Below are 25,852 nucleotides of genomic sequence, written 5' to 3'. Positions count from 1 at the left end.
TGAAATCCGTTTTCAGACGACCTTTACGTCCGTAGGCAATGCTTCCCCGTATGCCGCGCTCCAATCGGTTATAGTGGATTAACTTTAAACTGGTACGGCGTTGCCTCGCCTTGTCGTACTATCTGTACTGTCTGCGGCTTCGTCGCCTTGTCCTGATTTAAATTTAATCCACTATAAATTATGTACACAACGCTTTCCCGCCTATCTGCACACCTTTCCTGCTTTCAGACGACCTTTTGTCATTTTGTAAAGCAAGGATAAGAAAATTATGAAAGAATACCTGTTTGGCTTAATTGCCCTTGCTGCCTGATATGAAGAGGGTTACTCTTCTGCATAAATTTGATTTGATTACCCGGTCGGGGTTAAACGTAAAGGAACTATGATGAAAAAATACCTCATGCTATTTGCTCTTTTCGCTGCTGCTGGCGCTCAGGCAAAAGAATTTTTCCGTGTGACTGATTTGCCCGACGGCTGGCAGGCGCATATTTCTGTCGAGAGTTGCAAAGACAATCATTGCGGCGGCAAAGGCGCGGTGTTTTTGTATCACCCTAAGCAGGAAACCACAAATGTTTTTAAGAGTGACGACCTGATATTTGAACGCGGCGAAGGCAGCAAAATCTCTGCAGCAAAAAGCCCTTTGATTATGAAAGACTTTACCTTTGACGGACTCAAAGATATTGCCGTTGCGACCGGCAATAAGGGCCCTAAAGACTCTCCTACATACGATATCTACGTGCAAGGCGAGTATGGTTATTTTAGCTCCAATTATTCACTGTCTGAATTGACCAAGAATTACATGGGGATGTTCCGCGTCGACAACAAACAAAAAGCGCTGATTGTGACGAACGAAGTTGACTGCTGCACCCGTATCGAAGAACGCTATCGTTACAACCCCGATGAGTATAATCTGGTGCCGTTCTACTCCCGTTCAGTCGATACCTCTGACGAGGACAAGGTCGTGGTAACTGAAACCCGAACCGACCGTCGTGGCAACGAGAAAACCACTACCCGAACCTACACCCCCGCACAATGGCAGCGTCTGAATAAATAATCCGGTCAGATCGGATAGGAATCCGCCACATGGCTGGCGGAGGGTGCGAACCTAAAGATGCCAATATATAAGGTCGTCTGAAAACTTGAGATTCAGGTTTTCAGACGACCTTTATCATAGAAAAAAGCCCGCAAATCCCTTACAATACGCCCCTAAAATTTTGAAAGCACACAAGAATCATGGAAGCCGAAGTAATCAACCAGCTCAACAACACCCTGAACGATTTGGAAAAGCGCAGCGAAGACATCCGCGTCTATATGGACTATCAGGGCAAGAAAGACCGATTGGAAGAAGTCATCGGCCTTTCCGAAGACCCTGAGCTGTGGAACGACCCGAAACGCGCCCAAGAAATCGGCAAAGAGCGCAAAATCCTCGAAGGCATCGTGTTGACGCTCGACAACATCGCGTCGGGCATCGAAGACAACCGTATGCTGATTGAAATGACCGTCGAAGAAAACGACGAAGAAGGTTTCGCCGCCGTGCAGGAAGACGTGGCGGGACTGGAAAAACAAATGGCGGACTTGGAGTTCAAACGGATGTTCAACCAGCCCGCCGACCCGAACAACTGCTTTATCGACATCACCGCAGGCGCGGGCGGTACGGAAGCGGAAGACTGGGCGGGCATGCTGTTCCGCATGTACAGCCGCTACGCCGAGCGCAAAGGCTTCAAAATCGAAATCCTTGAAGAAGACGACGGCGAAATTGCGGGCATCAACCGCGCCACCATCCGCGTTGAAGGCGAATACGCCTACGGCTTGCTGCGCACGGAAACCGGCGTTCACCGACTGGTGCGCTACTCGCCGTTTGACTCGAACAACAAACGCCATACGTCGTTCTCATCCGTGTTCGTGTACCCCGAAATCGACGATTCCATCGAAATCGAAATCAACCCCGCCGATTTGCGTATCGACACCTACCGCGCATCGGGCGCGGGCGGTCAGCACATCAATAAAACCGACTCCGCCGTGCGTATTACCCACGAGCCGACGGGGATTGTAGTGCAGTGTCAAAACGACCGTTCGCAACACGCCAACAAAGCCGCTGCGATGGAAATGTTGAAATCCAAACTGTATGAATTGGAAATGCGCAAACGCAACGAAGAGAAACAGGCGTTGGAAGAAGGCAAATCCGATGTAGGTTGGGGCAGCCAAATCCGTTCATACGTCTTGGACTCCTCACGCATCAAAGACTTGCGCACAGGCTACGAAGTCGGCAACACTAAAGCCGTATTGGACGGCGATTTGGACGGATTCATCGAAGCCAGCCTGAAACAGGGCGTGTAAACCTCAAAATATCAAAAGGTCGTCTGAAAACCAGAGATTTCTGGTTTTCAGACGACCTTTTGATTTTCTAAGTTCAGCCTCAGTCCGAATTATTTACATTTTTCTTTAGCCGCATTGACGGCGGCGGTCAGGCTTTTTTCGTTGACTTCGCCGGTGATGGTTTGTTTGTAGCCGCATTTCGGGGCTTCGACGACGGTGAACGGCAATACGCCGACGTTGTTGCCGTAAGACTTCATGAAATTGCGGCTGTCCGCGCCGGTATAACGCCAAACATGATAGCTGACGGGGGTTTGTTTCAGGAATTTGCCGATGTTGTCGGAAGTATCCAACGCGATGCCGACCATATCGACGCTGCCTTTTTTCTGCGCTTTGTACCACGCGGACATGGCGGGCATTTCCTTACGGCACGGACCGCACCAAGTCGCCCACAGGTTCACCACGCGCACAGGGGCTTTGAGTGATTGCAGGCTTTGCGGCTTGTTGTCGTTCCAGCCTGCCAGCGGGTCGGCGGCAAATGCAGGGGCAGACAGGGCGGCAGTCATCAAAACAGAGGCAAGCAATAATTTTTTCATAAGTTCCATCCTTTGCATCAATCAGATGATGGCATTGTAACCCCTTTCAGCGTGCTGTCTATGGAGAAAATGAAGATGTTGGATTTTAGCGGTAAAAAATGACGATTATCGGGTGATAAGTTGAGTAAATCTCCAATGCAGCCGATAATAAAGCCCATCAGCAAAATCTATATACATCGGAGAACGCTATGTCGTCTGAATTCACGCTCTACCACAATCCCCGTTGCAGCAAATCACGTGCCGCTTTCGACCTGCTCGAAGCGCACGGCATCAAAGCCGAAGTCGTCAAATACCTCGACACCCCGCCTGATTTGGCGACACTGAAAGACATTTTTGCCAAACTGGGCTTGGAGTCCGTACGCGGCATGATGCGTGTCAAAGACGACTTGTACAAAGAACTCGGTTTGGACAATCCCGACCTCGACAACCAAGCCTTGCTCGAAGCCATCGCCGCCCACCCTGCCCTGCTCGAACGCCCCATCCTGACCACACAGGACAAGGCCGCCATCGGCAGACCGCTCGAAAACATCGAAGCCCTGTTGGACTGAAGCGCGGGAAGGCCGTCCCTACATGATTTCCCTGTTTCGCAGCCGCAACGGCTTGCGCTACTACCTCTTTCGCGGCATAGGTCTGAGTATCCTGTTGATACTCGGCATATTCGGCGTTGGCGCATGGCAGGTGTACCACACCGGCTCGCAGCCGCTGCCGCGTCATGTCCGCGCCGATGCCGCCCTCGTACTCGGCGCCGCCGCATGGGACAAACGGCCTTCGCCCGTTTTCCGCGAACGCATCAACCACGCCATCACCCTCTACCAAAGCCACCGCGTTGAAAAAATCGTCTTCACCGGCGGCACATCCAAAAAAGGCTACATGACCGAAGCCGAAGTCGGTCGGCGTTACGCCCTCAAACAAGGCATACCTGCGCACAACATCATCTTTGAAAATACCTCGCGCAACACCTACGAAAACATCCGCAACATCCGTCCGATACTGCGCGCCGAAGGCATTGAGAGCATCATCATCGTCAGCGACCCCTACCACCTCGCCCGCGCCCTCGAAATCGCCTCCGACCTCGACATCGAAGCCTACATTTCCGCCACGCCGACCACGCGGTTCGACCAAGGCAAAGAAAAAAACAAATTCCTGCTTCAAGAAAGCTACGCCCTCTTCCTCTACCGCATCGGCAAATGGAGCGAAAACTTTTGGGACTGGCTGACGATGAGTCAAACAGAGGACGAATAAATGAAAAAGGTCGTCTGAAAACCGAATTTTGAGGTTTTCAGACGACCTTTCATTGTCCGATTCCGTTTAAAAACAGTAAAATACCCGTTTTAAAAGAATCTGGAGCCATCATGACCGTCAAAACCCGTTTCGCCCCCAGCACCACCGGCTACCTGCACATCGGCGGCGTACGCACCGCCTTGTTTTCATGGGCGTTTGCCCGCCATCATAAAGGCGAGTTCTTATTGCGTATAGAAGACACCGACTTGGTGCGTTCTACCGCCGAATCCGTCAACATCATCCTCGACGGCATGAAATGGGTCGGTCTCGATTACGACAACGCCGACAACGTCGTGTACCAAACCCGCCGTTTCGACCGCTATACGGCCTGAGCCTATGATTTTTGCAGCCGCTATTTCAATCGGATGTAAAACGTACCGTCCGGCACGACGGGCAGGTATTTGCGGTAGAAGTCCAGATAGGTCTTGTTTGGGTCTATGTCGGCAAACTGCTGCGGATACAGGGTTTTGGCGATAAATTGCGCGCTGGCCAAATCGGCGATCGAGCGGGAGGCGGTGTGGTAGATGCCGTAAACGCGTTTGTTTTTGACGGCAGGAATGTCTGCCCAGCCTTTGCGTTTGACAAATCCGGCCAGGCGGCGTTGCGCATCGGCCTGGCTGATGCCTATACCCATCGCCATAATGCCAGGCTTGTCTTTATGGCCGTTTTCCGTCCCCGAAATGACGATGACGTCGGGTTTGGCCGTCAGGAATTTTTCAGGGTTTATCGGTCCCCAGTTTTTAACGTAAGGCGCGGCGATATTGTTGCCGCCTGCTGTGTCGGCAATCGCGCCCCACATATCTTTGCCGAAGGTGTAGCTGTATTCGGACGGGCCTTTGTCGCCGAACTCGATATAGATTTTCGGTTTGGACTGCTTGGCGCGCGCGACGCGTTTTTGGATATCGGCAATGCCTCGGGCGTATTCGGCGGCAATTTTTTGGGCGCGCGCCTGCGTACCGTTGAGTTCGCCGAAAATTTCCGCACTGCGCGTGTGCCGCGCGACGGTTTCGGCGTTGAAATCGACCACGACGACGGGGATGCCTGCCGCTTTAATGCGCGGCAGGTGGGTGGCGATGGCCTTATACTGCCAGTCGGCCAGAATCAATACGTCCGGCTTGAGCGCGAGCGTTTTCTCCAGTGAAAACGTGCCGGTGCTGATGTTGCCGATGTCCGCAATGTTTTGCAGCGTAGGCAGCTTCTGTTTGAACATCGCCCAGCTGCCGGGATTGAATTTCTCCCAAAACTCACGCGAAATGCCGATGACGTTTTTAAATTTGTCCGCGCCCGTTACCGCGATATAGTCGGGATAGTAAAACGCCAAAACCGCGCGTTTGACAGGGACATCGACTTTGACTTCGCGTCCCAATACGTCTTTGATAGTTATGATTTCGGCTTGGGCAAAAAGGGGCAGGAGGGCGAGGGCGGCAAATAAAGCGCGTTTGTTCATGAGCGGATACTTTCAAAGAAATGATTATCATTTGTCTTGTTTTCAGGAGAAAAGTTCCCAGACGGTCCTTCTGCGCCGACATTATTTTCAGACGGCCTTACATTGTTTAAACCTTGCCAAAAAAGTAAAATACCTGTTTTCAAAGACTTTGGAGCCATCATGACCGTCAAAACCCGTTTCGCCCCCAGCCCCACCGGCTACTTACACATCGGCGGCGTGCGCACCGCCTTGTTTTCATGGGCGTTTGCCCGCCATCATAAAGGCGAGTTCCTATTGCGTATCGAAGACACCGACTTGGCTCGCTCTACTGCCGAATCCGTCAACATCATCCTCGACGGCATGAAATGGGTCGGCCTGAACTACGACAACGCCGACAACGTCGTGTACCAAACCCGCCGTTTCGACCGCTATAAAGAAGTCATCGCCGAACTCTTGGAAAAAGGCGCCGCCTACTACTGCTATTGCAGCAAAGAAGAGCTGGAAGCCATGCGCGAGAAAGCCGAAAAAGAAGGCACGGCAACTTACGACCGCCGCTGGCGTCCGGAAGAAGGCAAAACCCTGCCCGAAATCCCTGCCGACGTGCAACCCGTCGTCCGCTTCAAAACGCCTTTAGACGGCGTGACTCAATGGACAGACTTGGTCAAAGGCGAAATTTCCATTCCCAACGAAGCACTCGACGACCTGATTATCGCCCGCGCCGACGGCACGCCGACCTACAACTTCTGCGTCGTGGTGGACGACTACGACATGGGTGTTACCCACGTTATCCGCGGTGACGACCATGTGAACAACACCCCGAAACAAATCAACATCTTAAAAGCCATCGGCGCAAACCTGCCAGAATACGGCCACCTGCCCATGATTCTCAACGAACAAGGCAAAAAAATCTCCAAACGCAGCGGCGATACCGTCGCCATCACCGACTTCGGCGCGATGGGCATCCTGCCCGAAGCCATGCTCAACTATCTGGCGCGTTTGGGTTGGGCGCACGGCGACGACGAGTTCTTCACGATGGAACAATTCATCGAATGGTTTGATTTGAAAGACGTTTCCCCGTCTCCAAGCCGCATGGACTTGAAGAAACTCTACTGGATCAACGGCGAACACATCAAAATCACCGCCAACGAAAAACTCGCCGAACTCATCAAGCCCCGCCTCGCCCTGCGCGATATTTACGACACGGCAAAACCCGCGTTGGAAGACGTGTTGGCACTGGTCAAAGACCGCGCCCAAGACCTGAACACCCTCGCTGACGAGTGCCTCTACTTCTACGTCAAACAAACGCCCGCCGAAGCGGACGTGCAGAAACATTGGGACGACGAAGCCGCCGCCCGTATGCTGCGCTTCGCCGAACACCTCGAAGGGTTGGAAGACTGGAACGCCGAAGCCATCCACGACCTGTTCAAACCTTTCTGCGATGAAGAAGGCATCAAAATGGGCAAACTCGGCATGCCCCTGCGCCTCGCCGTCTGCGGCACGGCGAAAACACCCAGCGTCGATGCCGTGTTGGCATTAATCGGCAAGGAAGAAGTGTTGAAACGGATACGTTCTTAAAGCATTGAAAAGGTCGTCTGAAAATTTTCAGACGACCTTTTTGGTTTCTCAGGGACTTATTCTTCGCTTTGGTTTTTATCTTTTTTGCGCCATAAGCCTTTAAACAGCGCGCCTGCCCCAATCACGCCGACAGCAATCAATTTGCCGAATTTGGCAAGTAATGCGCCTGCAAGGGCCAACAAGCCCAGTTTTTTCGCAGCCAATCCGCCGACTAAGGCAGCCAATCCGTATTCCGCCACTTTGTCGGTCGCGGCATTGAAATCGCTGTAACGCTTGCCTTCGTTGAATTCGATATTGCCCAATAATTCCCGTGCGATAGGTTTGTATTGGTCTACGCTGTTCAAATCGGTAACCATGGTCAGTTCGATAAAACCTTCGCGGCCGAGCTGGTAAGTGTTGTAGTTGATGGCAGGATTTTGGTCGGGTTTGTTTTTCTCCCAAACGTCAATCGACCAAATCAGGCGGTGGGTAGCCGCATCATATTGCGGTTTTTCCACCCAGCCGCGCGTTTCCAATTCAGGCAGGTTGCGGGCAGCACGTTCTTTGTTTTGCTCCTCAGAACCTTCTTTCAGCTGCTTGAGCATGCCTTCGACATCCCATTCTTTGGCATCGTCGTCTTTGATGTAACCTGAATCATTGAAATTCAAATCGACCCACCAAGGGGCTGCGCTATCTTTATTTTTTTGCTCCGGAATAATAAGCCCATAGCGGTCGGGATTTGTGCCATTACCCCATTCTTCCATCAAGCTATTGGCGGCATCTTTTTTAATAAAGACCATTTGGGCGGGCAGTTTTAGTTTTGCCTGGTTGCCCAAGTCGATAACTGCCGGGCCGGTGATTGTTTGTTTGGCGATCTCGTCCTCTGAAACAGTTGAAGCATTTTTCGAGTTTGGCGCAGATGCTTCGACAGCTGAAGCAGTATCCGGTTTGGCGGCATACGCAGGCAAGGTTTGGAGGGATAACAAGGCTGCCAAAACAGCGCAGGCGAGACGGTTGCTTTTCATCATGGGGTTTCCATAAAAATGAGTTAAAAAATGCGGACAGCCGAAACACCATACGCTCCGGCATGACCAAAGGAGGAGGTTTGCAATAAACAAACCTATGCTTGCATATTAATATGCCTATGGTTTGAAAAAAATGCAGATAAATTTTCCGATTGGCAGCAATTTACTACCCAAAGGTATAGGCAGCGTTTTCGTCGGCTTACCGGACTGACTGGACGAACATTTCGAGCATTTTCGCAGTATCACGCCGCGACCGTTCCCGCCAATCAAAAAGGTCGTCTGAAAACCGGAAATCCCAATTTTCAGACGACCTTTTCATGTTTCAGTTCCTATCAAGCGTCAATGTTTTGCGCAATAAGTGCGTTGTTTTCGATGAAGGCGCGGCGCGGTTCGACTTCGTCGCCCATCAGGGTAACGAATACTTCGTCGGCGGCGATGGCGTCTTCGATGCGCACTTTCAACAGACGGCGCACGGCGGGATCCATCGTGGTTTCCCAAAGCTGTTCGGGGTTCATTTCGCCCAAACCTTTGTATCGCTGGATGGACATGCCTTTTTGGGCGTTTTGGAGCAGGATGTTCAGCGCGGTTTCAAAGCTGTCCACGTCGTACTCGTTCTCGCCTTTGTAGAGCTTGGCGCCCTCGCCGACCAAGCCTTTGAGCGCGGCGGCGGTTTGGGTGAGGGTTTGGTAGGCTTTGCTGTTGAGGAACTTGGGTTCGATGTAGCTGACCATGACGTTGCCGTGCAGCTTGCGGGTGATTTTGATGAAGCGGTTGCCTTCGTGCCCTTCGATGCGTTCGAGGGCGACTTCTTTTTCGTCGAGCAAGCCGGAAAGTTCGGCAACGGCTTTATCGGCGTTTTCAGACGACGTCAAATCGACGGGCGACGCGTGCAGCATGGCGCGCAGGACGAGTTCGTCCACGAAGCGGCTTTCCTGTTCGATGACGGTTTTTGCCAACAGGAATTGTTTGGCGGTATCGGCAAGTTCTGCGCCTTCGATGGTGCGGCCGTCTGAAACGATTTTGGCTTTTTCCAAAGCGAGGCCGAGCAGCCATTGGTCTTTTTCCAGTTCGTCTTTGAGGTAACGCTCTTGCTTGCCGTATTTGGCTTTGTAGAGCGGCGGCTGGGCGATGTAGATGTAGCCGCGTTCGACCAGTTCGGGCATTTGGCGGTAGAAGAAGGTCAGGAGCAGGGTGCGGATGTGCGCGCCGTCCACGTCGGCATCGGTCATGATGATGATGCGGTGGTAACGCAGTTTTTCGGGGTTGAACTCTTCTTTGCCGATGCCTGCGCCCAACGCGGTAATCAGGGTGGCGACCTCTTGGCTGGCAAGCATTTTTTCAAAACGGGCTTTTTCGACGTTCAGGATTTTGCCTTTGAGCGGCAAAATGGCTTGGAATTTGCGGTCGCGGCCTTGTTTGGCGGAACCGCCTGCGGAATCGCCCTCGACCAGATAAAGTTCTGACAATGCGGGGTCTTTTTCTTGGCAGTCGGCGAGTTTGCCGGGCAGCCCCAAGCCGTCCATCACGCCTTTGCGGCGGGTGATTTCGCGGGCTTTGCGGGCGGCTTCGCGCGCGCGGGCGGCATCAACGATTTTGCCGGTTATGATTTTGGCTTCGTTCGGATTTTCTTCGAGGAAGTCGGTCAAAGCTTGGTTGATGACTTCGTTGACGACGGGGCCGATTTCGCTGGAAACCAGTTTGTCTTTGGTTTGCGACGAGAATTTGGGGTCGGGCAGTTTGACGGACAACACGCAGGTCAAACCTTCGCGCATATCGTCGCCGGCGGTTTCAACTTTGGCTTTTTTGGCGACTTCGTTGGCTTCAATGTAGCTGTTGATGGTGCGCGTCATCACTTGGCGTAACGCGGTCAAGTGCGTACCGCCGTCGCGCTGAGGGATGTTGTTGGTGAAGCACTGCACGCTTTCCTGATAGCTGTCGTTCCACTGCATCGCGCATTCGACGCTCATGCCGTCTTTCTCGCCAAACGCGTAGAAGATTTTTTCGTGCAACGGCGTTTTTTTGCGGTTCATGTATTGCACGAACCCAGCCACACCGCCGGAAAGGGCGAAGCTTTCGTGTTTGCCGTCGCGCTCGTCAATCAATTCGATGTCCACGCCGTTGTTCAGGAAGGAAAGTTCGCGGATGCGTTTGGCGAGGATGTCGAAGCTGTATTCGACGTTGCCGAAGGTTTCCGCGCTGGCGAGGAAGCGCACGGTCGTACCTTTTTTGTCGGAATCGCCGACAACTTTCAACGGCTCTTCGGTTTCGCCGCGCACGAAGCGGACGAAGTGTTCTTTGCCGTCGCGGTAGATGGTCAGCGTTACCCAGTCGGACAGCGCGTTGACGACGGACACGCCCACGCCGTGCAGACCGCCGGAGATTTTGTAGCTGTTGTTGTCGAACTTGCCGCCCGCGTGCAATACGGTCATGATGACTTCGGCGGCGGAGCGTCCTTCTTTCGGGTGGATGCCGGTGGGCATACCGCGCCCGTTGTCGGCCACGCTGACGGAATTGTCGGCATGGATGGTTACGGTGATTTTGTCGCAATGTCCCGCCAGTGCTTCGTCGATGGCGTTGTCCAATACTTCGAACACCATGTGGTGCAGGCCGCTGCCGTCCTGCGTGTCGCCGATATACATACCGGGGCGTTTGCGTACCGCTTCCAAGCCTTCCAGCACTTGTATGCTGTCGGCGCCGTATTCTTCGTGTTTTTGGTCAGTCATGGTCTTTATCTGTAAGATTTTTTTAAAAGAATTTCTGCTGAGGTCGTCTGAACGACAGTTGAGCACGCCACCCGGACGGTCAAGCTGTCCGATGGACGGAAATAGACCGTTATTATACCTGATTCTGCTGGATAATTCAGCGGCTTAGCACGTTTGCGGCGGCTTCGGAGCGGCAAAATTTCGTTATCAAACCGTATCGTCTTCAGCCTGCTTCAGTTTGTCCGCCGTTCCATCTGGGCACGCCTTCGGTTTCGATGTCGAACATGTCCAAGGCATGTGCCACGCTGTGGGTAATGATGTCGTCAACGGTTTGCGGCTGCTGATACATAGCGGGGATGGGCGGGAAAATAATGCCGCCCATCTCGGTCACTCGGCGCATGTTTTCAATATGGGCGAGGTTTAACGGCGCTTCACGCACCATCAACACTAAGCGCCGGCGTTCTTTCAAGACCACATCGGCAGCGCGGGTCAACAGATTGTCGCCGAACCCGTGTGCGACAGATGCCAGCGTCCGCATGGAGCAAGGCGCAATCAACATACCGTCCGTTTTAAACGAGCCACTGGCAATACGTTCGCCGATGTGGTTGACGGAATACACAATATCGGCGAGCGCATAGACTTCTTCTTTGGTGTAGTCTGTTTCCAAAGCGCGTGTCATTTCTGCACCTTTGGAAACAACCAAATGCGTTTCGACGTCGTGTGCGCGCAAAAGCTGTAAGGCTTTGACACCATATTGGAAACCGCTGGCACCGCTGATGCCGATAATCAGGCGTCGGGTCATAAATAATCTTTCTGTGGGTCGTCTGAAAAATAACCGAGGGGGTTCATTATAGTAAAAATCGCCACTTGGAATAACACAGCAATACAAATTGTCGGCGCTCGCGAATATCCGATAGAATACTGTTTTTTCATTCTTAGGGTCGTCTGAAAGGGACACGATATGGCAAAAGCAAAAGGCGGTTTGGGCCGCGGTTTAGATTCCCTGATTTCCAACGGCGTGGACAACAGCAGCAGCGACCGCCTGACTACCGTCGCCATCAACGACATCCAACCCGGCCGCTATCAGGCGCGGGTACAGATGGACGACGAAGCCTTACAGGAATTGGCGGATTCGATTAAGGCGCAAGGCGTTATCCAGCCGGTCATCGTGCGCGAACACGGCCTTTCCCAATACGAACTGATTGCCGGCGAACGCCGCTGGCGCGCATCCCAGCTCGCCGGACTGACCGAGATTCCGGTCGTCATCAAAACCATCAGCGACGAAACCGCGCTGGCAATGGGTTTGATTGAAAACCTGCAACGCGAAAACTTAAACCCGATTGAAGAAGCGCAAGGTTTGAAACGCCTTGCCGACGAGTTCGGACTGACTCATGAAACCATCGCTAAGGCAGTCGGCAAAAGCCGCAGCGCCATTTCCAACAGCCTGCGCCTGTTGAGCCTGCCCGAGCCTGTCCAAGAAATGCTCTACCACCGCCATCTTGAGATGGGGCACGCCCGCGCCCTGCTGACCCTGCCTGTGGTTGAGCAGCTCGAATTGGCGCAAAAAGCGGTGAAAAACGGTTGGTCGGTACGCGAAGTCGAACGCCGCAGCCAAATCGCCCATCAAGCCAAACAGGAAATCAAAAAAACCATCAGCCCCGATATACGTCGTCTGAACGACGTTTTGACCGAAAGGCTGGGCGTTAATGCGGAAGTCAAAACCACCAATCACAAAAAAGGCAAAATCGTCCTCCACTTCGATACGCCGGAAACATTTGAGTATCTGCTGAAACAGTTGGGCATTGATTATCAGGCATAAGACGAAAATCAGATATCGACCAAAAGCCTTTTCGACCACTTTTCAAGCCGTGTTTTGCATGATGCGAAACCCGGCTTTTTCAATATATAGTGGATTAACTTTAAACCGGTACGGCGTTGCCTCGCCTTAGCTCAAAGAGAACGATTCTCTAAGGTGCTGAAGCACCAAGTGAATCGGTTCCGTACTATCTGTACTGTCTGCGGCTTCGTCGCCTTGTCCTGATTTAAAGTTAATCCACTATAAGTCCCATGCTTGCCAACATGAAAAAGGTCGTCTGAAAACCCTTGTTTCAGGTTTTCAGACGACCTTTTGTCTTGTTTCAAACCGCTTCAATCAGTCTTTGAAACGTTTGAACACCAGCGTACCGTTGGTACCACCGAAGCCGAAGGAGTTGGAGATGGCAACGTCGATTTTCGCGTCGCGCGCTTCGTTGGCGCAGTAATCCAAATCGCAGCCCGCTTCGATGTCTTGTTCGAAGATGTTGATGGTCGGCGGGGATTTTTGCTCGTGTACCGCCAACACGCTGTACAACGCTTCCACGCCGCCTGCTGCGCCGAGCAAGTGGCCGGTCATGGATTTGGTGGAGTTGACGATGACTTTGCGGGCGTGGTCGCCCAGCGCGCGTTTGAGCGCTTTGGTTTCGTTGGCATCTCCCAGCGGGGTGGACGTGCCGTGTGCGTTGACGTAATCAACGTCTTCGGGATTCAGTCCGGCATCTTTCAGCGCGCGGGTAACTGCCAACGCAGGGCCTTCTTCGTTCGGAGCGGTAATGTGGTAAGCATCGGAACTCATGCCGAAGCCGACGATTTCGGCGTAGATTTTCGCGCCGCGTTTTTTGGCGTGCTCCAACTCTTCCAACACCAGCACGCCCGCGCCTTCGCCGATAACGAAACCGTCGCGACCTTTGTCCCACGGACGGGAAGCGGTGGCGGGATCGTCGTTGCGGGTGGAAAGTGCTTTCATGGCAGCAAAGCCGCCCACGCCCAAAGTGCTGATCGCGCCTTCGGCACCGCCTGCAATCATCACGTCCGCGTCGCCGTATTTAATCAGTCGGGCGGAGTCGCCGATGGAGTGTGCGCCGGTGGTACAGGCGGAAACCATGCCGTAGCTGGGGCCGCGGTAGCCTTTGAGGATGGTTACATGACCCGCAATCAGGTTGATCAACGAACCGGGAATGAAAAAAGGGTTGATTTTGCGCGCGCCGCCTTCTATAACGGCTTTGCCGGTAGCTTCGATGCTGGGCAGGCCGCCGATACCGGAACCGATATTCACGCCGACGCGGTCTTTGTCGAGGCTTTCCAATTCGTCCAAACCGGCATCGCTGATGGCTTGCAGCGCGGCGGCGATGCCGTAGTGGATGAACACGTCCATGCGGCGGGCTTCTTTCGCGCTGATGTATTGGCCGATGTCGAAATCGCGCACTTCGCCGGCGATTTGGCTGTTGATATCGGATGCGTCAAAGCGGGTAATCCGGCCGATGCCGCTTTTGCCTGCGAGCAGGTTGCTCCATGCGGTGGCGACGTCGTTGCCGACCGGTGATACTTGGCCGAGGCCTGTGATGACTACTCTTCTCTGACTCATGATAATCTCGCTGTTGGTTTTCGGTGGGATGCGGCAAGATGCCGTCTGAAAATGATAATAGCGGTTCGGAATCGGATTCCGGGCGGCTATTATAACGGATTTTGCCCCACATATATAAGGTAACAGCCTCTATTGCGCTAACGCAGCAGAGGCTGGGGATGTTTGGTGCGGCCGATTAGCCGTTGTGGGCGTTGATGTAGTCGATAGCCAGTTGTACGGTAGTGATTTTTTCGGCTTCTTCATCGGGGATTTCGCAACCGAAAGCTTCTTCCAAAGCCATAACCAATTCTACGGTGTCCAAAGAATCTGCACCCAGGTCGTCTTGGAAGGAAGATTCGTTTTTGACTTCGGCTTCGTTTACGCCCAGTTGTTCAGCAACAATTTTCTTAACTTGTTGTTCGATGTTTGACATATCAGTCGTTCCTTTTGCCTTGCGGCGGGTTGTTTAAGAGAAATAAATTCGTCGGTATTGTACCGAGTTCGGATAGAGTTTTCCATCTAAGTCTGCATTCTAACACAGATTATTCTGGAAAAACCTGTTGTTGTGCATATTAGCATAGCCTGATTTTAACCTACAAGCGGGAATTTGTTTTTGTTTGTCGTCAGACGGTTAGTATTTTTTTGCAACCCACCCCGGCTTTTACGGATGTCATTTTCCGTTCCGACCGTTCTCTGCGTCCTTCACCAGCACAATCACCAATTCGCTGTCGTCGGTTATTTTGATGGCGACATATTCGCTGCCGTCCGCCTTCAGGACGCTGCCCGGCCGCAATTCCTGCCTTTTTCCGCCGTCAAACAAAAATACCGAGCTGCCTTTGGTTTGGGTAACCAGCAGGGTGTGGCCGGGGTGGTTGTGGCGGGGGATTTCCTTGCCTTTGGGCAGGGTTTCGCGGATGACGGTGTAGTTGGTGCCTTCAAAGACTTTGCCCGTGCCTTGGGCGGTTTCTGCTGCGGGCGCGGCTGCGGCGGAGAGACCGATGAGGATGGCGAAAAGTTGGATTTTGATGTTTTTCATGATGGTTTTCCTTTGGTTGTAGACAAAATTTATGGCGGACTAAAATCGCAATGATACGGCGTTGCCAACGCCCTTATGTATTCTAGCTGTACACAGCAGGCGTTGCTGTCTTGTCTCATTTTTATTTTAATCCACTATATGTTTCGGTCGGTTTGGATCGTCTGAAAGCGGAATATGGCTGCGTTATTTGTTTTCGTAACCGGTTTGATTAGACTCCGTGCGGCGGTTTTTGTTTCGTTCCGAATGCAAGCCTGCGGCTTACTGCCCTCTCCCTAACCCTCTCCCACAGGGAGAGGGTTAGGGTTGCCGTAGCCTCGCTGTTTGCCGCATAAACTCAAGTGCGGACTGCCATCGGTCCGAATCTTTTATTCTGCCGATCGATGCGTGTGCCTGCGGTGTTCCAAAAGGTCGTCTGAAAACGGAGCTTCAACGAAGTGAAAATTTGCCTGAACCCTAAAAGCAGCCTGCAACCCAATCCCCTCGCCCCGTGGGAGAGGGCGGCAAACCGCAGGTTTGCTTGAGCGGTATTTCCAACGTGCAGGCTGCTTTTCGCTTCGTTGAAACCGCGTTTTAGCTTCGCAGAAACTCCGCTTCCTTCGGAAGCTCCGTTTTCAGACGACCTTTCAGTTTTCAGTGCACAGGCTTTGTGAAAGCGTTATCGGCTTTGATGTAAGCCTACGGCTTACTGCCCTCTCCCTAACCCTCTCCCACAGGGAGAGGGGACGGGTTGCCGTAGCCTCGCTGTTTGCCGCATAAACTCGGGTGCGGGCTGCCATCGGTCTGAATCTTTGATTCAGCCGCTCGATGCGTGTGTCTGTGGTGTTCCAAAAGGTCGTCTGAAAATAGAGCATCAACGAAGTGAAAATTTGCCTGAACCTTAAAGACAGCCTGTAATCCAATCCCCTCTCCCGTGAGAGAGGGCTAGGGAGAGGGCGGCGAACCGCAGGTTTGCTTGGGCGGTATTTTCAACATACAGGCTGCTTTTCAATTCGTTGAAAACGCGCTTTAGCTTCGCAGAAACCCCCGCTTTTTTTGCAGCTCCGTTTTCAGACGACCCCTATTCTTTCCCCGCCGCAACGGGTTCTGCCTTTTCAAACGCCGCCTTCAACTGTTCCGCCGCCTGTATCAACTGCCGCGCGCCGCCCGCGACAATGTAGTTCGCGGCAGGCATGACGATAATTTGCTTGCGCTTCCAAGCGTTCGTGCCGCGTACCAGCGCGTTATCCAACACTTCCATAGCCGCCGGCCCTTCCTGCCCGATGGCGGCGGTGCGGTCGATGATGAAAATCCAATCGGGGTTTTTCTCTTTGATGTATTCGAAGGAAACGGGCTGTCCGTGCCCCTCGTTGCGTAAAGATTCATCCACGGGCGGCAGGCCGATGTCGCCGTGTATCCAGCTTGCCAACCGCGACTGCGTGCCGAAGGCGGACACCTTGTTGCCCGTAACCGACAGCACCAGCCCGCGCCCTTTGCCTTTGGCGGCTTCGCGCGTTTGGGCGAACAGCGCGTCAATCTGCGCCTTCAATTCCGCCGCGCGCGCTTCCTTGCCGAAAATCCGCGCCAGGGTTTCCATCTGCTTTTCGCCGCTGGTGCGGATATTGCCGTTGTCCACCGTCAGATCTATGGTGGTCGCGTTTTTCGCCAACTGTTCATACGCTTCCGCGCCCGGCCCGCCGGTAATGACAAGCTGCGGATTGTAGCGGTGCAGGGCTTCGTAATCGGGTTCGAACAGCGTCCCCACCGTTGCCGCCTTGTCAAATGCAGGCTGCAAATAATCCACGCGCACCGGCGCGGTGGTTGCGCCCACATCCACGCCCAGCTCGGTCAGCGTATCCAACGCCGCCCAGTCGTACACGGCGACGCGTTCGGGATTCTTCGGCACAACGGCATCGCCCCGTGCGGTCGGCACGGTCAGCGTGGCGGCAGATGTGGATGCGGCTTGGGATGCGGCGGATACGGTTTTTTCGGCGGCAGGTTCGGGCGAACAGGCGGCCAGCAGGACGGCGCAGGCTGCCCAATAAAAACGCGGTTTCACGGTGTGCGGTTCCTTTGCATACGAATAAGAATGTTTATTATTAAACAAATAATCTGCAGAAACCACGCCGCAAAACGCAAAATTCCCGATACGGCAAAACAAATTCCCGAAACGGGAAAGGCCGTCTGAAATACGCTTTCAGACGGCCTTTTTCCTATAAACAACATAATCAATTAAATAAATTACTCTTCCGATGATGTTAAATTTTCCTCCAATATCTCTTCTACTTCATCTGCAATTTGTTCATTTGTAGGTAAGTCAGCAAGTAAAATTCGTGGTCTTGCCTTCACTATTTCCACGATAAGGGGTTCAATCAGATTTTGTGCAAATAAATTTCGGCTATTGGATTGAAACATATCCCTCAGTATATCTGCAGAAAGTATTTCTTTTAATTTATCGGCGATATTTTCAGCTTCTTTTGCTGACAGCATATAATCTTCAGCCAATTGAGAAAAAACGCCGCCTAAAATTTCCTGCATTTTTTCCATATCATCTGTAATCATTGCATTCATAGCCATAGAAGACACTTTTCCAGCGGCAGCACCTCCACCAAGAGAACCTAAAATTCCTCCGATGATTCCGCCTACAGCAGTTCCAACAATAGGGACTGCACTGCCTATTGATGCGCCAATGGCAGCACCTCCCATCCATCCGGCAGTACCACCGGCAACTCCTGCCGCAGTATTGGTTACATTTTTGAATACCTGCGCCCCAGAAACCCTTCCTTGAAACATACGGTAAAAATCTACAGATGATAGTACGGCTACAGTTACTGCGCCCGTTACCACATTTCCTCGTAGTAATTTACTTGCACTGTTGGCCGCTGCAGCCCCATAAATCGGTTTACTTCCTATACGGACGGTATTTGCGATGGCTGCTGCCGTTCTATTGCCCATCTGACCAATTATCCAGTCTGTCGCAGGTCTTAATGCTTGAACTGTGGCGGTACGTCCCAATTGGGCGGTTGCAATACTGCCAATCCATGCGACTCCCCCTACTTTAATTCCTGAATAACAAGCATTTTTTAATGCAAGATTGAAATCTTCTCCAGCCCATACAGCTTGGGCGAAAGAAAGTACAAAACTGATACCCGCACTTGTACCTGCCAATTTTATTCCGTTTGCAGCATCATAAGTAAGGCTTTCGATTGTCCCGAATTTTGCGATATTTCTCGCCTGTGCATAGGTAAACGGGCTTTCTTTAATGGTTTTATCGGCCAGATTCTCAGCAGTTTTCTTAATTTCTTCAGGAGACATATTTGAAATATCGATTACCTGCCCTTTTTTAACACGCTCGATGAAGGCGTCTTTGGCTGCATGGTGAAAATCTTTCGGTACTTCAATTTGCATGGGATTTCCATCTTTTGTCCAATAGCGGAATTTCCCATTTTCAAAACATTCACTGATACATTTTGAGCCGCTGTTGCAAAATTTGGTTTGAATTTCAACTCCATTGACTAGCCGATCCGCACCATTTTTTGCATTATCACTGCCGATAATTTGTGCATTTTCCCCATGAAATAAGTCATATAAATGATTTGCTTTTTCTGCTGCAAATCCATGACCACGTTCAGCATTTAATACGACATTGTCAGCAAAATTTTCGGCAGATTGAAGATTTCCGAGAATTGTGCCTGCTATTTGATCGGTTTTTAAGTTTTTTTCGTTTTCCACAAGGTATCCCTCAAAATAAATTGTTTTAAATTACTAAATTCATACTATTGTATTAAGACGAAAGCATAACACACTGGTGAAATTCCTACAATTGTAGGAGATTTACTTGGAACAGATAGCAATCATTTTTGGTAATGTCTTGAGAATGAAACGGAAAGAGATAGGTTTGACACAAGAGCAACTTGCATTTGAATCTGATCTTCAACGGGTATACATCAGCATCTTAGAATTGAGGCAGCAACAGCCATCGTTAAGTACGATTTTAAAACTAGCTAAAGGATTAAATTGTCCAGCTGCCGAACTAATTGAAGCAGTAGAAGATAAAATTAATCAATATTAAAGGTCGTCTGAAACACCCTTTCAGACGACCTTTTTTCATTCGCGGCAGCAGTGTCGCTCCCGCCCTTACTCCAAAAATTCTTTCAAAAACAGCAACACGCAGGCGAGTTCGTCGGCGGATTCGCGTTGCGTGCCGTTGCCGGTATGGCCGCCGCCGTCCGGAGTGTAGAGCCACGATTGCGCAGAGGTTTCGCGCAGTTTGGCGTAGAACTTGAGCGCGTGGGCGGGATGGACGCGGTCGTCGCTGAGGCTGGTGGTAATGAGTGCGGGCGGGTATGGCACGTCGTCTGAAAGATTGTGATACGGCGACAATTCGCCCAGCCAGCGTTTGCAGACTTCGTATTTCTGCGGGTTGCCGTATTCGTCCGTCCAGCTTGCGCCGGCGGAGAGCAGCGGATAGCGGATCATGTCGGTCAGCGGCACTTCGCACACCAGCGCGCCTATGCTTTGCGACTCGCGCACGAAGGCGGCGGCGGTAATCAGGCCGCCGTTGCTGCCGCCCTGCAAACCGATGTGTTGGGGCGAACTCATGCCGCGTTCGGACAAATCGCGCACGACGGCAAGCAAATCATCGACGCTTTTGTGTTTGCTGATTCCCTGCGCCGCCTGATGCCAGCGCGGGCCGAACTCGCCGCCGCCGCGTATGTTCGCCAACACGAAGGCGTTACCCTCTTCCAGCCAGTATTTGCCGATGCTGCCCAAATAATGCGGCAGCTCGGGCACGCCGAAACCGCCGTAGGCATAAACCAGCGTCGGCGTGTCGGGCGCGGCGTTTTTGCCGACGTGGAAATAAGGGATGCGCTCGCCGTCGGACGAAACCGCCCAAAACTGCCGCACTTCGATGCCGTCTGAAACAAACTGCTGCGGCTGGCGGCGCATGACGGTCAGTTCCATCACGTTCAAATCCAGCGCAAACAGCGTCAGCGGCGTGGTGAAATCGCTGGCGGCAAGGTAAACCACATCGCCGCCCCACGGTTGGTCAGTCATTTCCAGCGCGCCCGAAGGCAGGCGCGGCAGTTCGGCCTCCTGCCATTTGCCGTCGGCAAACCGCCACGCTTTCAGACGACCCTGTACGTTTTCCAGCAGGCTCGCCACCACAAAACGCTTGGTCGTTTCCACGCTTTCCAATGCCTGCGTTTCATCGGGCGCAAACAAAAGCTGCGCCGCCCCGAGTTCGCCCCGATTCAGCTTCACCGCCACCAGCGCGCCGCTCGGATAGCTTTGGTTCGCGCGGTTCCAGTCCTTGCGCAGCGTCAGCAGAAGATGTCCCGCCAGATAGCCGACCACGTCGCAATCGGCGGGCAGGTTCAACGGCTTCGCCTCGCCTTCAGACGACACCTGCAAATACGTCTTGGTGTAAAAACCGTCAGACGCTTCAATCAAATCAATCGGCGAACCCTGCGGATCGAGGTAACGCCACGCGTTCACCATCATCCCGTCTTCGCCGATTTGGTACACCGGCAGGCTTTCCTCGAAACTCTTGCCGCGCTCCACCAGCCAGACCTCGCGCGGATAGCCCGATTCGGTCAACTGCCGCTCGTCCCAAGCCGGACACACCCACACGCTGTTTTCATCGCGCCACGACACATGGTTTTTCCCCGCCGGAAAATGAAAGCCGCCCTCGACCAGCCCGCCCGCTTCCAAATCCACTTCCAGCGTATAAGCCGTATCGCCGCCCGACTTACTCAAAGTCAACAGCGCGCGGTTGGGCTGCTCCACCAAGTGCGACACCCCGCCCAGATACACATCGTCGCCGAGCAGCCCGTCGAAATCCGCCACCGAAAACAGGATTTTCCACTCGGGATAGCCCGAACGGTAGGTCGCCGCCGTACACACGCGGTACACGCCTTTCGGATACTCCGCGTCCTGATGGAAATGGTACATCCGTGCGCGGTGTTCCTGACAAAACGGAATCTGCCGCGTGTCCTGCATCTGCGCCAAAATCCCGTCCGACAGCGCGCGCGCTTTATCGTTGTCCAAAAAGCGCTTGCGCGTTTCGGCATGCGCTTCAGCAGCTAAATTTTGCGTTTCGGGGGCGTCGAGGTTTTCGAAATGGAGATAGGAATCGGGGTAGGATTTCATAGAAGGGAGGCCGTCTGAAAAATAGCGAAAGCGGGAATTATAACGGGAAAGCCTTGCAGACAGATGAAAAGGTCGTCTGAAAGCCGACGATATCAGCTTTCAGACGACCTTTTACTGTTTTCAAATCCGAATCAGTCAAACAGTTCGCCCACTTTGTCCCAAAACGATTTTTTGCGCGGGGTTTGGCTGCGGTCGAGGCCGGTGGAGATTTTTTCGAACTCTTCCAGCAACTCTTTCTGGCGGTCGGTCAGGTTGACCGGCGTTTCCACCACAACGTGGCAGTACAAATCGCCCGTCGCACTGGAGCGCAGGGATTTGATGCCTTTGCCTTTGACACGCATACGGCGGCCGGTTTGCGTTTCTTTCGGGATGTTCAGTTTGACTTTGCCGTCCAAGGTCGGAGCTTCGACTTCGCCGCCCAAGGCTGCGACGGCGAAACTGATGGGCAGCTCGCAATGCAAATCCAAGCCGTTGCGCTCGAAGATTTTGTGTTCTTTGACGCGGACGTTGACGTACAAATCGCCTGCGGGCGCGCCGTGCGTACCCGGTTCGCCTTCGCCGCTCAAGCGGATGCGTTGACCGTCGTCGATACCGGCGGGAATGTTGACTTCAACGGTTTTGCTGGTTTTGGTGCGGCCTTCGCCACGGCATTTGACGCACGGGTCTTTGATTTCCTTGCCTGTGCCGTGGCAGGTCGGACAGGTCTGCTGCATTTGGAAAATGGCTTGGCGGACGTGTACCGTACCGGAGCCGTGACAGGTCGAACAAGTTGATGCGGACGTACCGGGTTTTGCACCGCTGCCGTGGCAGACATCGCATTCTTCGTAGGTTGGGATGTTGATGCGTTTTTTGATGCCTTTGGCGGCATCTTCCAGCGTGATTTCGACGCCGACCTGCAAATCCGCGCCTTGATAATTTGGCTGACGGCCGCCGCCTCCTCCTCCGAACATTTGGCTGAAGATATCAGAAAAGTCGAAGCCTTGTGCGCCGCCGAATCCGCCAAAACCACCGAATCCGCCCGCGCCGCCGCCCATGCCCTGCTCAAACGCAGCATGGCCGTATTGGTCATACATGGCGCGTTTTTCTTTGTCGGACAAGGTGTCGTAGGCTTTTTGAACTTCTTTAAATTTTTCTTCCGCCTCTTTGTCGCCGGGATTGCGGTCGGGGTGGTATTTCATCGCCAGCTTGCGGTAGGCTTTTTTGATTTCGTCGTCGCTCGCACCACGCGCCACGCCGAGTGTTACATAAAAATCTTGGTTGCTCATGATAGTGATGGTTGTTGATATGTGTAAAAACTAGACCGGATATATGGGTGGGGTGGGGAAAACTCAAGAGTCTGAATGTGAGGTCGTCTGAAAAATACCGTTCTGTTTCAGACGACCTTTGTCAAACCGACCTACCGACAACCTGCTATAATCTCTCCTTTATTTTTCTCAGGGCGGACGGGCGATTCGAAACGGGCCGGATTTTGGCACAGAAATGCCGGATTCAAGGCAAAAAATGCAGCAAGATTAGACATCTTGCGCATATTTTTAACGCAGAAGGCGGCAATCGATAGAACAAAATACCGCCGTTATCGAATCGTCAGCCCGCCCTCACATTTTCAAGCGAAAAACAGAATGACCATGCAAGAACATTACCAGCCCGCCGCCATCGAGCCTGCGGCGCAGAAAAAATGGGATGACGCCCGTATTTTCAACGTCTCCGAAGACGCTTCCAAACCCAAATACTACTGTCTCTCCATGTTCCCCTACCCCAGCGGCAAGCTGCACATGGGGCATGTGCGCAACTACACCATCGGCGACGTATTGAGCCGCTTCAAACGCTTAAACGGCTTCAACGTCATGCAGCCTATGGGTTGGGACGCGTTCGGCATGCCGGCGGAAAACGCGGCGATGAAAAACAACGTCGCCCCTGCCGCCTGGACGTACGACAACATCGAATACATGAAAACCCAGCTCAAAAGCCTGGGTTTTGCGATTGACTGGGAACGCGAAGTCGCCACCTGCAAACCCGAATACTACCGCTGGGAACAATGGCTGTTTACCAAGCTGTTTGAAAAAGGCATCGTCTATCGCAAAAACGGCACGGTAAACTGGGACCCCGTCGACCAAACCGTCCTTGCCAACGAGCAAGTCATCGACGGACGCGGCTGGCGTTCGGGCGCGTTGATCGAAAAACGCGAAATCCCGATGTATTACTTCAAAATCACGGATTACGCCGAAGAGCTGCTCAACGATTTGGACAAGCTGGAACACTGGCCGGAACAAGTCAAAACCATGCAGCGCAACTGGATCGGCAAATCACGCGGTATGACCGTGCGCTTCGCCGTTTCAGACGACAGCAAACAAGGCTTGGAAGGCGATTACGCGAAATTCCTGCAAGTTTATACCACCCGCCCCGACACGCTGATGGGCGCGACTTATGTTGCCGTTGCCGCAGAGCATCCGCTGGCAACCGCCGCAGCCGCCGACAAACCCGAATTGCAGGCATTTATCGCCGAATGCAAAGCGGGTTCCGTTGCCGAAGCCGACATGGCGACAATGGAGAAAAAAGGCGTACCGACCGGCCGCTACGTCGTCAACCCGCTCAACGGCGACAAGCTGGAAGTGTGGATTGCCAACTATGTATTGTGGGGCTACGGCGACGGCGCAGTGATGGCGGTTCCGGCGCACGACGAACGCGATTTCGAGTTTGCCACCAAATACAATCTGCCGAAAAAACAAGTCATTGCCGTCGGCGACAACGTATTTGACGCAAACCAATGGCAAGAATGGTATGCCGACAAAGAAAACGGCGTATTGGTCAACAGCGGCGACTTGGACGGTATGAATTTTCAGACGGCCTTCGACGCCATCGCCACCAAACTGCAAAGCCAAGACGCAGGCGAACCGAAAACCCAATACCGCCTGCGCGACTGGGGTATTTCGCGCCAACGCTATTGGGGCTGCCCGATTCCCATCGTCCATTGCGAAAAATGCGGCGACGTCCCCGTCCCTGCCGACCAACTGCCCGTCGTTCTGCCTGAAAACGTCGTACCCGACGGCATGGGTTCGCCGCTGGCAAAAATGCCCGAGTTTTACGAAACCACCTGCCCATGCTGCGGCGGTGCGGCAAAACGCGAAACCGACACCATGGACACCTTCATGGAATCGAGCTGGTATTTCTTCCGCTACATGTCGCCCAAGTTCGCAGAAGGCATGGTATCGGCTGAAGCCGCGAAATACTGGGGCGCGGTCGACCAATACATCGGTGGTATCGAACACGCGATTTTGCACCTCTTATACGCGCGCTTCTTCACCAAACTGATGCGCGACGAAGGCTTGGTTAATGTTGACGAACCGTTTGAACGCCTGCTGACTCAAGGCATGGTCGTCTGCGAAACCTACTACCGCGAAAACGACAAAGGCAGCAAAGACTGGATCAACCCTGCCGATGTCGAGCTGACTTTCGACGACAAAGGCCGCCCAGTTTCCGCCGTCCTCAAAGCCGACGGACTGCCCGTCGTCATCAGCGGCACGGAAAAAATGTCCAAGTCCAAAAATAACGGCGTCGATCCGCAAGAACTGATTAACGCCTACGGCGCGGACACCGCCCGCCTGTTCATGATGTTCGCCGCACCGCCCGAACAGTCCCTCGAATGGAGCGACAGCGGCGTCGAAGGCGCGCACCGCTTCCTGCGCCGCCTGTGGCGTACCGTTTACGAATACCTGAAACAAGGCGGCGCGGTCAAAGCGTTTGCAGGCAGCCAAGACGGTTTGTCTAAAGAACTCAAAGACCTGCGCCACAAACTGCATTCCACCACCGCCAAAGTCAGCGACGACTACGGCCGCCGCCAGCAGTTCAACACCGCCATCGCCGCCGTGATGGAACTGCTCAACCAATACGACAAAACCGACACCGGCGGCGAACAAGGCCGCGCCGTCGCCCAAGAAGTATTGGAAACCGCCGTACGCCTGTTGTGGCCCATCGTGCCGCACATCTGCGAAACCCTGTGGAGCGAATTGAACAGCGCGAAACTGTGGGAAGCAGGCTGGCCGACAGTCGACGAAGCCGCCTTGGTCAAATCCGAAATCGAAGTGATGGTTCAAGTCAACGGCAAACTGCGCGGCAAAATCACCGTCGCCGCCGACGCCTCCAAAGCCGACCTCGAAGCCGCCGCACTCGCCACCGAAGGCGCGGTGAAATTCATGGAAGGCAAGCCTGCGAAGAAAATCATCGTCGTACCGGGCAGACTGGTGAACATCGTGGTGTAAAGCCGATTCGGCATTGATTGCTGTAATTAAAAAAGGTCGTCTGAAAACTGAACTGCACCCCAAAAGTTGGACACATACCCTCCAACCACCAAGGTGCAGTTTTTTTATGAGCAAATATACATTACACTTTAAATACCAAGCCGTACTCCACTACCTGC

At 53.0% G+C, this 25,852-nt stretch carries 20 protein-coding genes and 1 pseudogene; 9 read left to right on the top strand and 12 right to left on the bottom strand.

All coding sequences use genetic code 11. From position 1 onward, the window contains the following. Positions 1-382 precede the first annotated feature (382 nt). Both AAG834_RS06860 and prfB read left to right on the top strand, forming a co-directional pair. Positions 383-1,051 (top strand): XAC2610-related protein, encoded by a 669-nt coding sequence (locus AAG834_RS06860; RefSeq protein ID WP_342031669.1) that lies wholly within the window; start codon positions 383-385, stop codon positions 1,049-1,051. A 179-nt stretch (positions 1,052-1,230) separates the two neighbouring features. Then, positions 1,231-2,334, top strand: coding sequence for a peptide chain release factor 2 (gene prfB, locus AAG834_RS06855; protein ID WP_003743167.1), 1,104 nt, complete (start codon positions 1,231-1,233; stop codon positions 2,332-2,334). Positions 2,335-2,423: 89 nt separating this feature from the next. On the opposite strand, the gene AAG834_RS06850 is transcribed toward prfB, so the two are convergent. After that, positions 2,424-2,906 (bottom strand): TlpA disulfide reductase family protein, encoded by a 483-nt coding sequence (locus AAG834_RS06850; RefSeq protein WP_003775962.1) that lies wholly within the window; start codon positions 2,904-2,906, stop codon positions 2,424-2,426. A gap of 188 nt (positions 2,907-3,094) precedes the next feature. Between AAG834_RS06850 and arsC the strand changes: the two genes are divergently transcribed. The 3 genes and pseudogenes from arsC to AAG834_RS06835 form a co-directional block, all read left to right on the top strand. Next, positions 3,095-3,454, top strand: a complete 360-nt coding sequence (arsC, locus tag AAG834_RS06845) for an arsenate reductase (glutaredoxin) (protein WP_342031668.1) — start codon at positions 3,095-3,097, stop codon at positions 3,452-3,454. 22 nt (positions 3,455-3,476) lie between these two features. After that, positions 3,477-4,148 (top strand): YdcF family protein, encoded by a 672-nt coding sequence (locus tag AAG834_RS06840; RefSeq protein ID WP_342031667.1) that lies wholly within the window; start codon positions 3,477-3,479, stop codon positions 4,146-4,148. Between the two features lie 110 nt (positions 4,149-4,258). Then, positions 4,259-4,510, top strand: a pseudogene (locus tag AAG834_RS06835) (glutamate--tRNA ligase family protein); the annotation flags it as partial. Between the two features lie 29 nt (positions 4,511-4,539). Here the strand turns inward: AAG834_RS06835 and AAG834_RS06830 are convergent. Continuing rightward, positions 4,540-5,634 (bottom strand): ABC transporter substrate-binding protein, encoded by a 1,095-nt coding sequence (locus AAG834_RS06830; protein WP_342031666.1) that lies wholly within the window; start codon positions 5,632-5,634, stop codon positions 4,540-4,542. A 159-nt stretch (positions 5,635-5,793) separates the two neighbouring features. On the opposite strand from AAG834_RS06830, the gene gltX reads away from it, so the two are divergent. After that, positions 5,794-7,188: a glutamate--tRNA ligase gene (gltX, locus tag AAG834_RS06825; RefSeq protein WP_342031665.1), complete on the top strand. Its 1,395-nt coding sequence runs from the start codon at positions 5,794-5,796 to the stop codon at positions 7,186-7,188. Between the two features lie 56 nt (positions 7,189-7,244). Here the strand turns inward: gltX and AAG834_RS06820 are convergent, their stop codons facing one another. From AAG834_RS06820 to AAG834_RS06810, 3 genes are all read right to left on the bottom strand, one after another. After that, positions 7,245-8,195 (bottom strand): DUF2167 domain-containing protein, encoded by a 951-nt coding sequence (locus AAG834_RS06820; protein WP_342031664.1) that lies wholly within the window; start codon positions 8,193-8,195, stop codon positions 7,245-7,247. Between the two features lie 329 nt (positions 8,196-8,524). Next, positions 8,525-10,915: a DNA topoisomerase (ATP-hydrolyzing) subunit B gene (gene gyrB / locus AAG834_RS06815; RefSeq protein WP_070454985.1), complete on the bottom strand. Its 2,391-nt coding sequence runs from the start codon at positions 10,913-10,915 to the stop codon at positions 8,525-8,527. Positions 10,916-11,117: 202 nt separating this feature from the next. After that, the gene (locus tag AAG834_RS06810; protein ID WP_342031663.1) at positions 11,118-11,696 is read right to left on the bottom strand and encodes a UbiX family flavin prenyltransferase; all 579 of its coding nucleotides are present in this window, start codon (positions 11,694-11,696) and stop codon (positions 11,118-11,120) included. A gap of 159 nt (positions 11,697-11,855) precedes the next feature. On the opposite strand from AAG834_RS06810, the gene AAG834_RS06805 reads away from it, so the two are divergent. Further along, positions 11,856-12,713: a ParB/RepB/Spo0J family partition protein gene (locus AAG834_RS06805; protein ID WP_107813839.1), complete on the top strand. Its 858-nt coding sequence runs from the start codon at positions 11,856-11,858 to the stop codon at positions 12,711-12,713. Positions 12,714-13,046: 333 nt separating this feature from the next. Here the strand turns inward: AAG834_RS06805 and fabF are convergent, their stop codons facing one another. The 5 genes from fabF to AAG834_RS06780 form a co-directional block, all read right to left on the bottom strand. Beyond that, on the bottom strand, positions 13,047-14,294 hold the full coding sequence (gene fabF / locus AAG834_RS06800; protein WP_003768942.1) for a beta-ketoacyl-ACP synthase II: 1,248 nt from the start codon (positions 14,292-14,294) through the stop codon (positions 13,047-13,049). A gap of 175 nt (positions 14,295-14,469) precedes the next feature. Beyond that, on the bottom strand, positions 14,470-14,706 hold the full coding sequence (acpP, locus tag AAG834_RS06795; RefSeq protein ID WP_003742600.1) for an acyl carrier protein: 237 nt from the start codon (positions 14,704-14,706) through the stop codon (positions 14,470-14,472). 237 nt (positions 14,707-14,943) lie between these two features. Beyond that, positions 14,944-15,309: a cupin domain-containing protein gene (locus AAG834_RS06790; RefSeq protein ID WP_342031662.1), complete on the bottom strand. Its 366-nt coding sequence runs from the start codon at positions 15,307-15,309 to the stop codon at positions 14,944-14,946. A 1,057-nt stretch (positions 15,310-16,366) separates the two neighbouring features. Then, positions 16,367-17,344 (bottom strand): siderophore ABC transporter substrate-binding protein, encoded by a 978-nt coding sequence (locus AAG834_RS06785; RefSeq protein WP_342031661.1) that lies wholly within the window; start codon positions 17,342-17,344, stop codon positions 16,367-16,369. Positions 17,345-17,526: 182 nt separating this feature from the next. Next, complete coding sequence (locus tag AAG834_RS06780; protein ID WP_342031660.1) at positions 17,527-19,017, bottom strand: hypothetical protein; 1,491 nt, start codon at positions 19,015-19,017, stop codon at positions 17,527-17,529. 106 nt (positions 19,018-19,123) lie between these two features. On the opposite strand from AAG834_RS06780, the gene AAG834_RS06775 reads away from it, so the two are divergent. Then, entirely contained in the window at positions 19,124-19,357 is a 234-nt protein-coding gene (locus tag AAG834_RS06775; RefSeq protein WP_342031659.1) for a helix-turn-helix domain-containing protein, read from the top strand. Between the two features lie 65 nt (positions 19,358-19,422). On the opposite strand, the gene AAG834_RS06770 is transcribed toward AAG834_RS06775, so the two are convergent. Together AAG834_RS06770 and dnaJ are read right to left on the bottom strand one after the other, a co-directional pair. After that, a complete protein-coding gene (locus tag AAG834_RS06770; protein ID WP_342031658.1) occupies positions 19,423-21,438 on the bottom strand; it encodes a prolyl oligopeptidase family serine peptidase in 2,016 nt (671 codons plus the stop codon). A gap of 131 nt (positions 21,439-21,569) precedes the next feature. Beyond that, on the bottom strand, positions 21,570-22,703 hold the full coding sequence (gene dnaJ, locus AAG834_RS06765) for a molecular chaperone DnaJ (protein WP_342031657.1): 1,134 nt from the start codon (positions 22,701-22,703) through the stop codon (positions 21,570-21,572). Between the two features lie 360 nt (positions 22,704-23,063). On the opposite strand from dnaJ, the gene leuS reads away from it, so the two are divergent. Continuing rightward, the gene (leuS, locus tag AAG834_RS06760) at positions 23,064-25,694 is read left to right on the top strand and encodes a leucine--tRNA ligase (RefSeq protein WP_342031656.1); all 2,631 of its coding nucleotides are present in this window, start codon (positions 23,064-23,066) and stop codon (positions 25,692-25,694) included. Positions 25,695-25,852: the final 158 nt, after the last annotated feature.

It is taken from the genome of Neisseria sp. Marseille-Q2251 (genome assembly GCF_940793045.1).
In the GTDB taxonomy this organism is placed as follows: Bacteria; Pseudomonadota; Gammaproteobacteria; order Burkholderiales; family Neisseriaceae; genus Neisseria.
This window is presented reverse-complemented; position numbering and strand designations above follow the sequence as displayed.

Bases quoted from the DNA above. Each gene is read 5' to 3' on its own strand.
- AAG834_RS06770 (WP_342031658.1), bottom strand. From the start codon at position 21,438: ATGAAATCCTACCCCGATTCCTATCTCCATTTCGAAAACCTCGACGCC.
- gyrB (WP_070454985.1), bottom strand. From the start codon at position 10,915: ATGACTGACCAAAAACACGAAGAATACGGCGCCGACAGCATACAAGTG.
- AAG834_RS06840 (WP_342031667.1), top strand. From the start codon at position 3,477: ATGATTTCCCTGTTTCGCAGCCGCAACGGCTTGCGCTACTACCTCTTT.
- AAG834_RS06820 (WP_342031664.1), bottom strand. From the start codon at position 8,195: ATGATGAAAAGCAACCGTCTCGCCTGCGCTGTTTTGGCAGCCTTGTTA.
- AAG834_RS06850 (WP_003775962.1), bottom strand. From the start codon at position 2,906: ATGAAAAAATTATTGCTTGCCTCTGTTTTGATGACTGCCGCCCTGTCT.
- arsC (WP_342031668.1), top strand. From the start codon at position 3,095: ATGTCGTCTGAATTCACGCTCTACCACAATCCCCGTTGCAGCAAATCA.
- AAG834_RS06860 (WP_342031669.1), top strand. From the start codon at position 383: ATGAAAAAATACCTCATGCTATTTGCTCTTTTCGCTGCTGCTGGCGCT.
- prfB (WP_003743167.1), top strand. From the start codon at position 1,231: ATGGAAGCCGAAGTAATCAACCAGCTCAACAACACCCTGAACGATTTG.
- AAG834_RS06830 (WP_342031666.1), bottom strand. From the start codon at position 5,634: ATGAACAAACGCGCTTTATTTGCCGCCCTCGCCCTCCTGCCCCTTTTT.
- AAG834_RS06805 (WP_107813839.1), top strand. From the start codon at position 11,856: ATGGCAAAAGCAAAAGGCGGTTTGGGCCGCGGTTTAGATTCCCTGATT.
- dnaJ (WP_342031657.1), bottom strand. From the start codon at position 22,703: ATGAGCAACCAAGATTTTTATGTAACACTCGGCGTGGCGCGTGGTGCG.
- acpP (WP_003742600.1), bottom strand. From the start codon at position 14,706: ATGTCAAACATCGAACAACAAGTTAAGAAAATTGTTGCTGAACAACTG.
- leuS (WP_342031656.1), top strand. From the start codon at position 23,064: ATGCAAGAACATTACCAGCCCGCCGCCATCGAGCCTGCGGCGCAGAAA.
- AAG834_RS06810 (WP_342031663.1), bottom strand. From the start codon at position 11,696: ATGACCCGACGCCTGATTATCGGCATCAGCGGTGCCAGCGGTTTCCAA.
- AAG834_RS06790 (WP_342031662.1), bottom strand. From the start codon at position 15,309: ATGAAAAACATCAAAATCCAACTTTTCGCCATCCTCATCGGTCTCTCC.
- gltX (WP_342031665.1), top strand. From the start codon at position 5,794: ATGACCGTCAAAACCCGTTTCGCCCCCAGCCCCACCGGCTACTTACAC.
- fabF (WP_003768942.1), bottom strand. From the start codon at position 14,294: ATGAGTCAGAGAAGAGTAGTCATCACAGGCCTCGGCCAAGTATCACCG.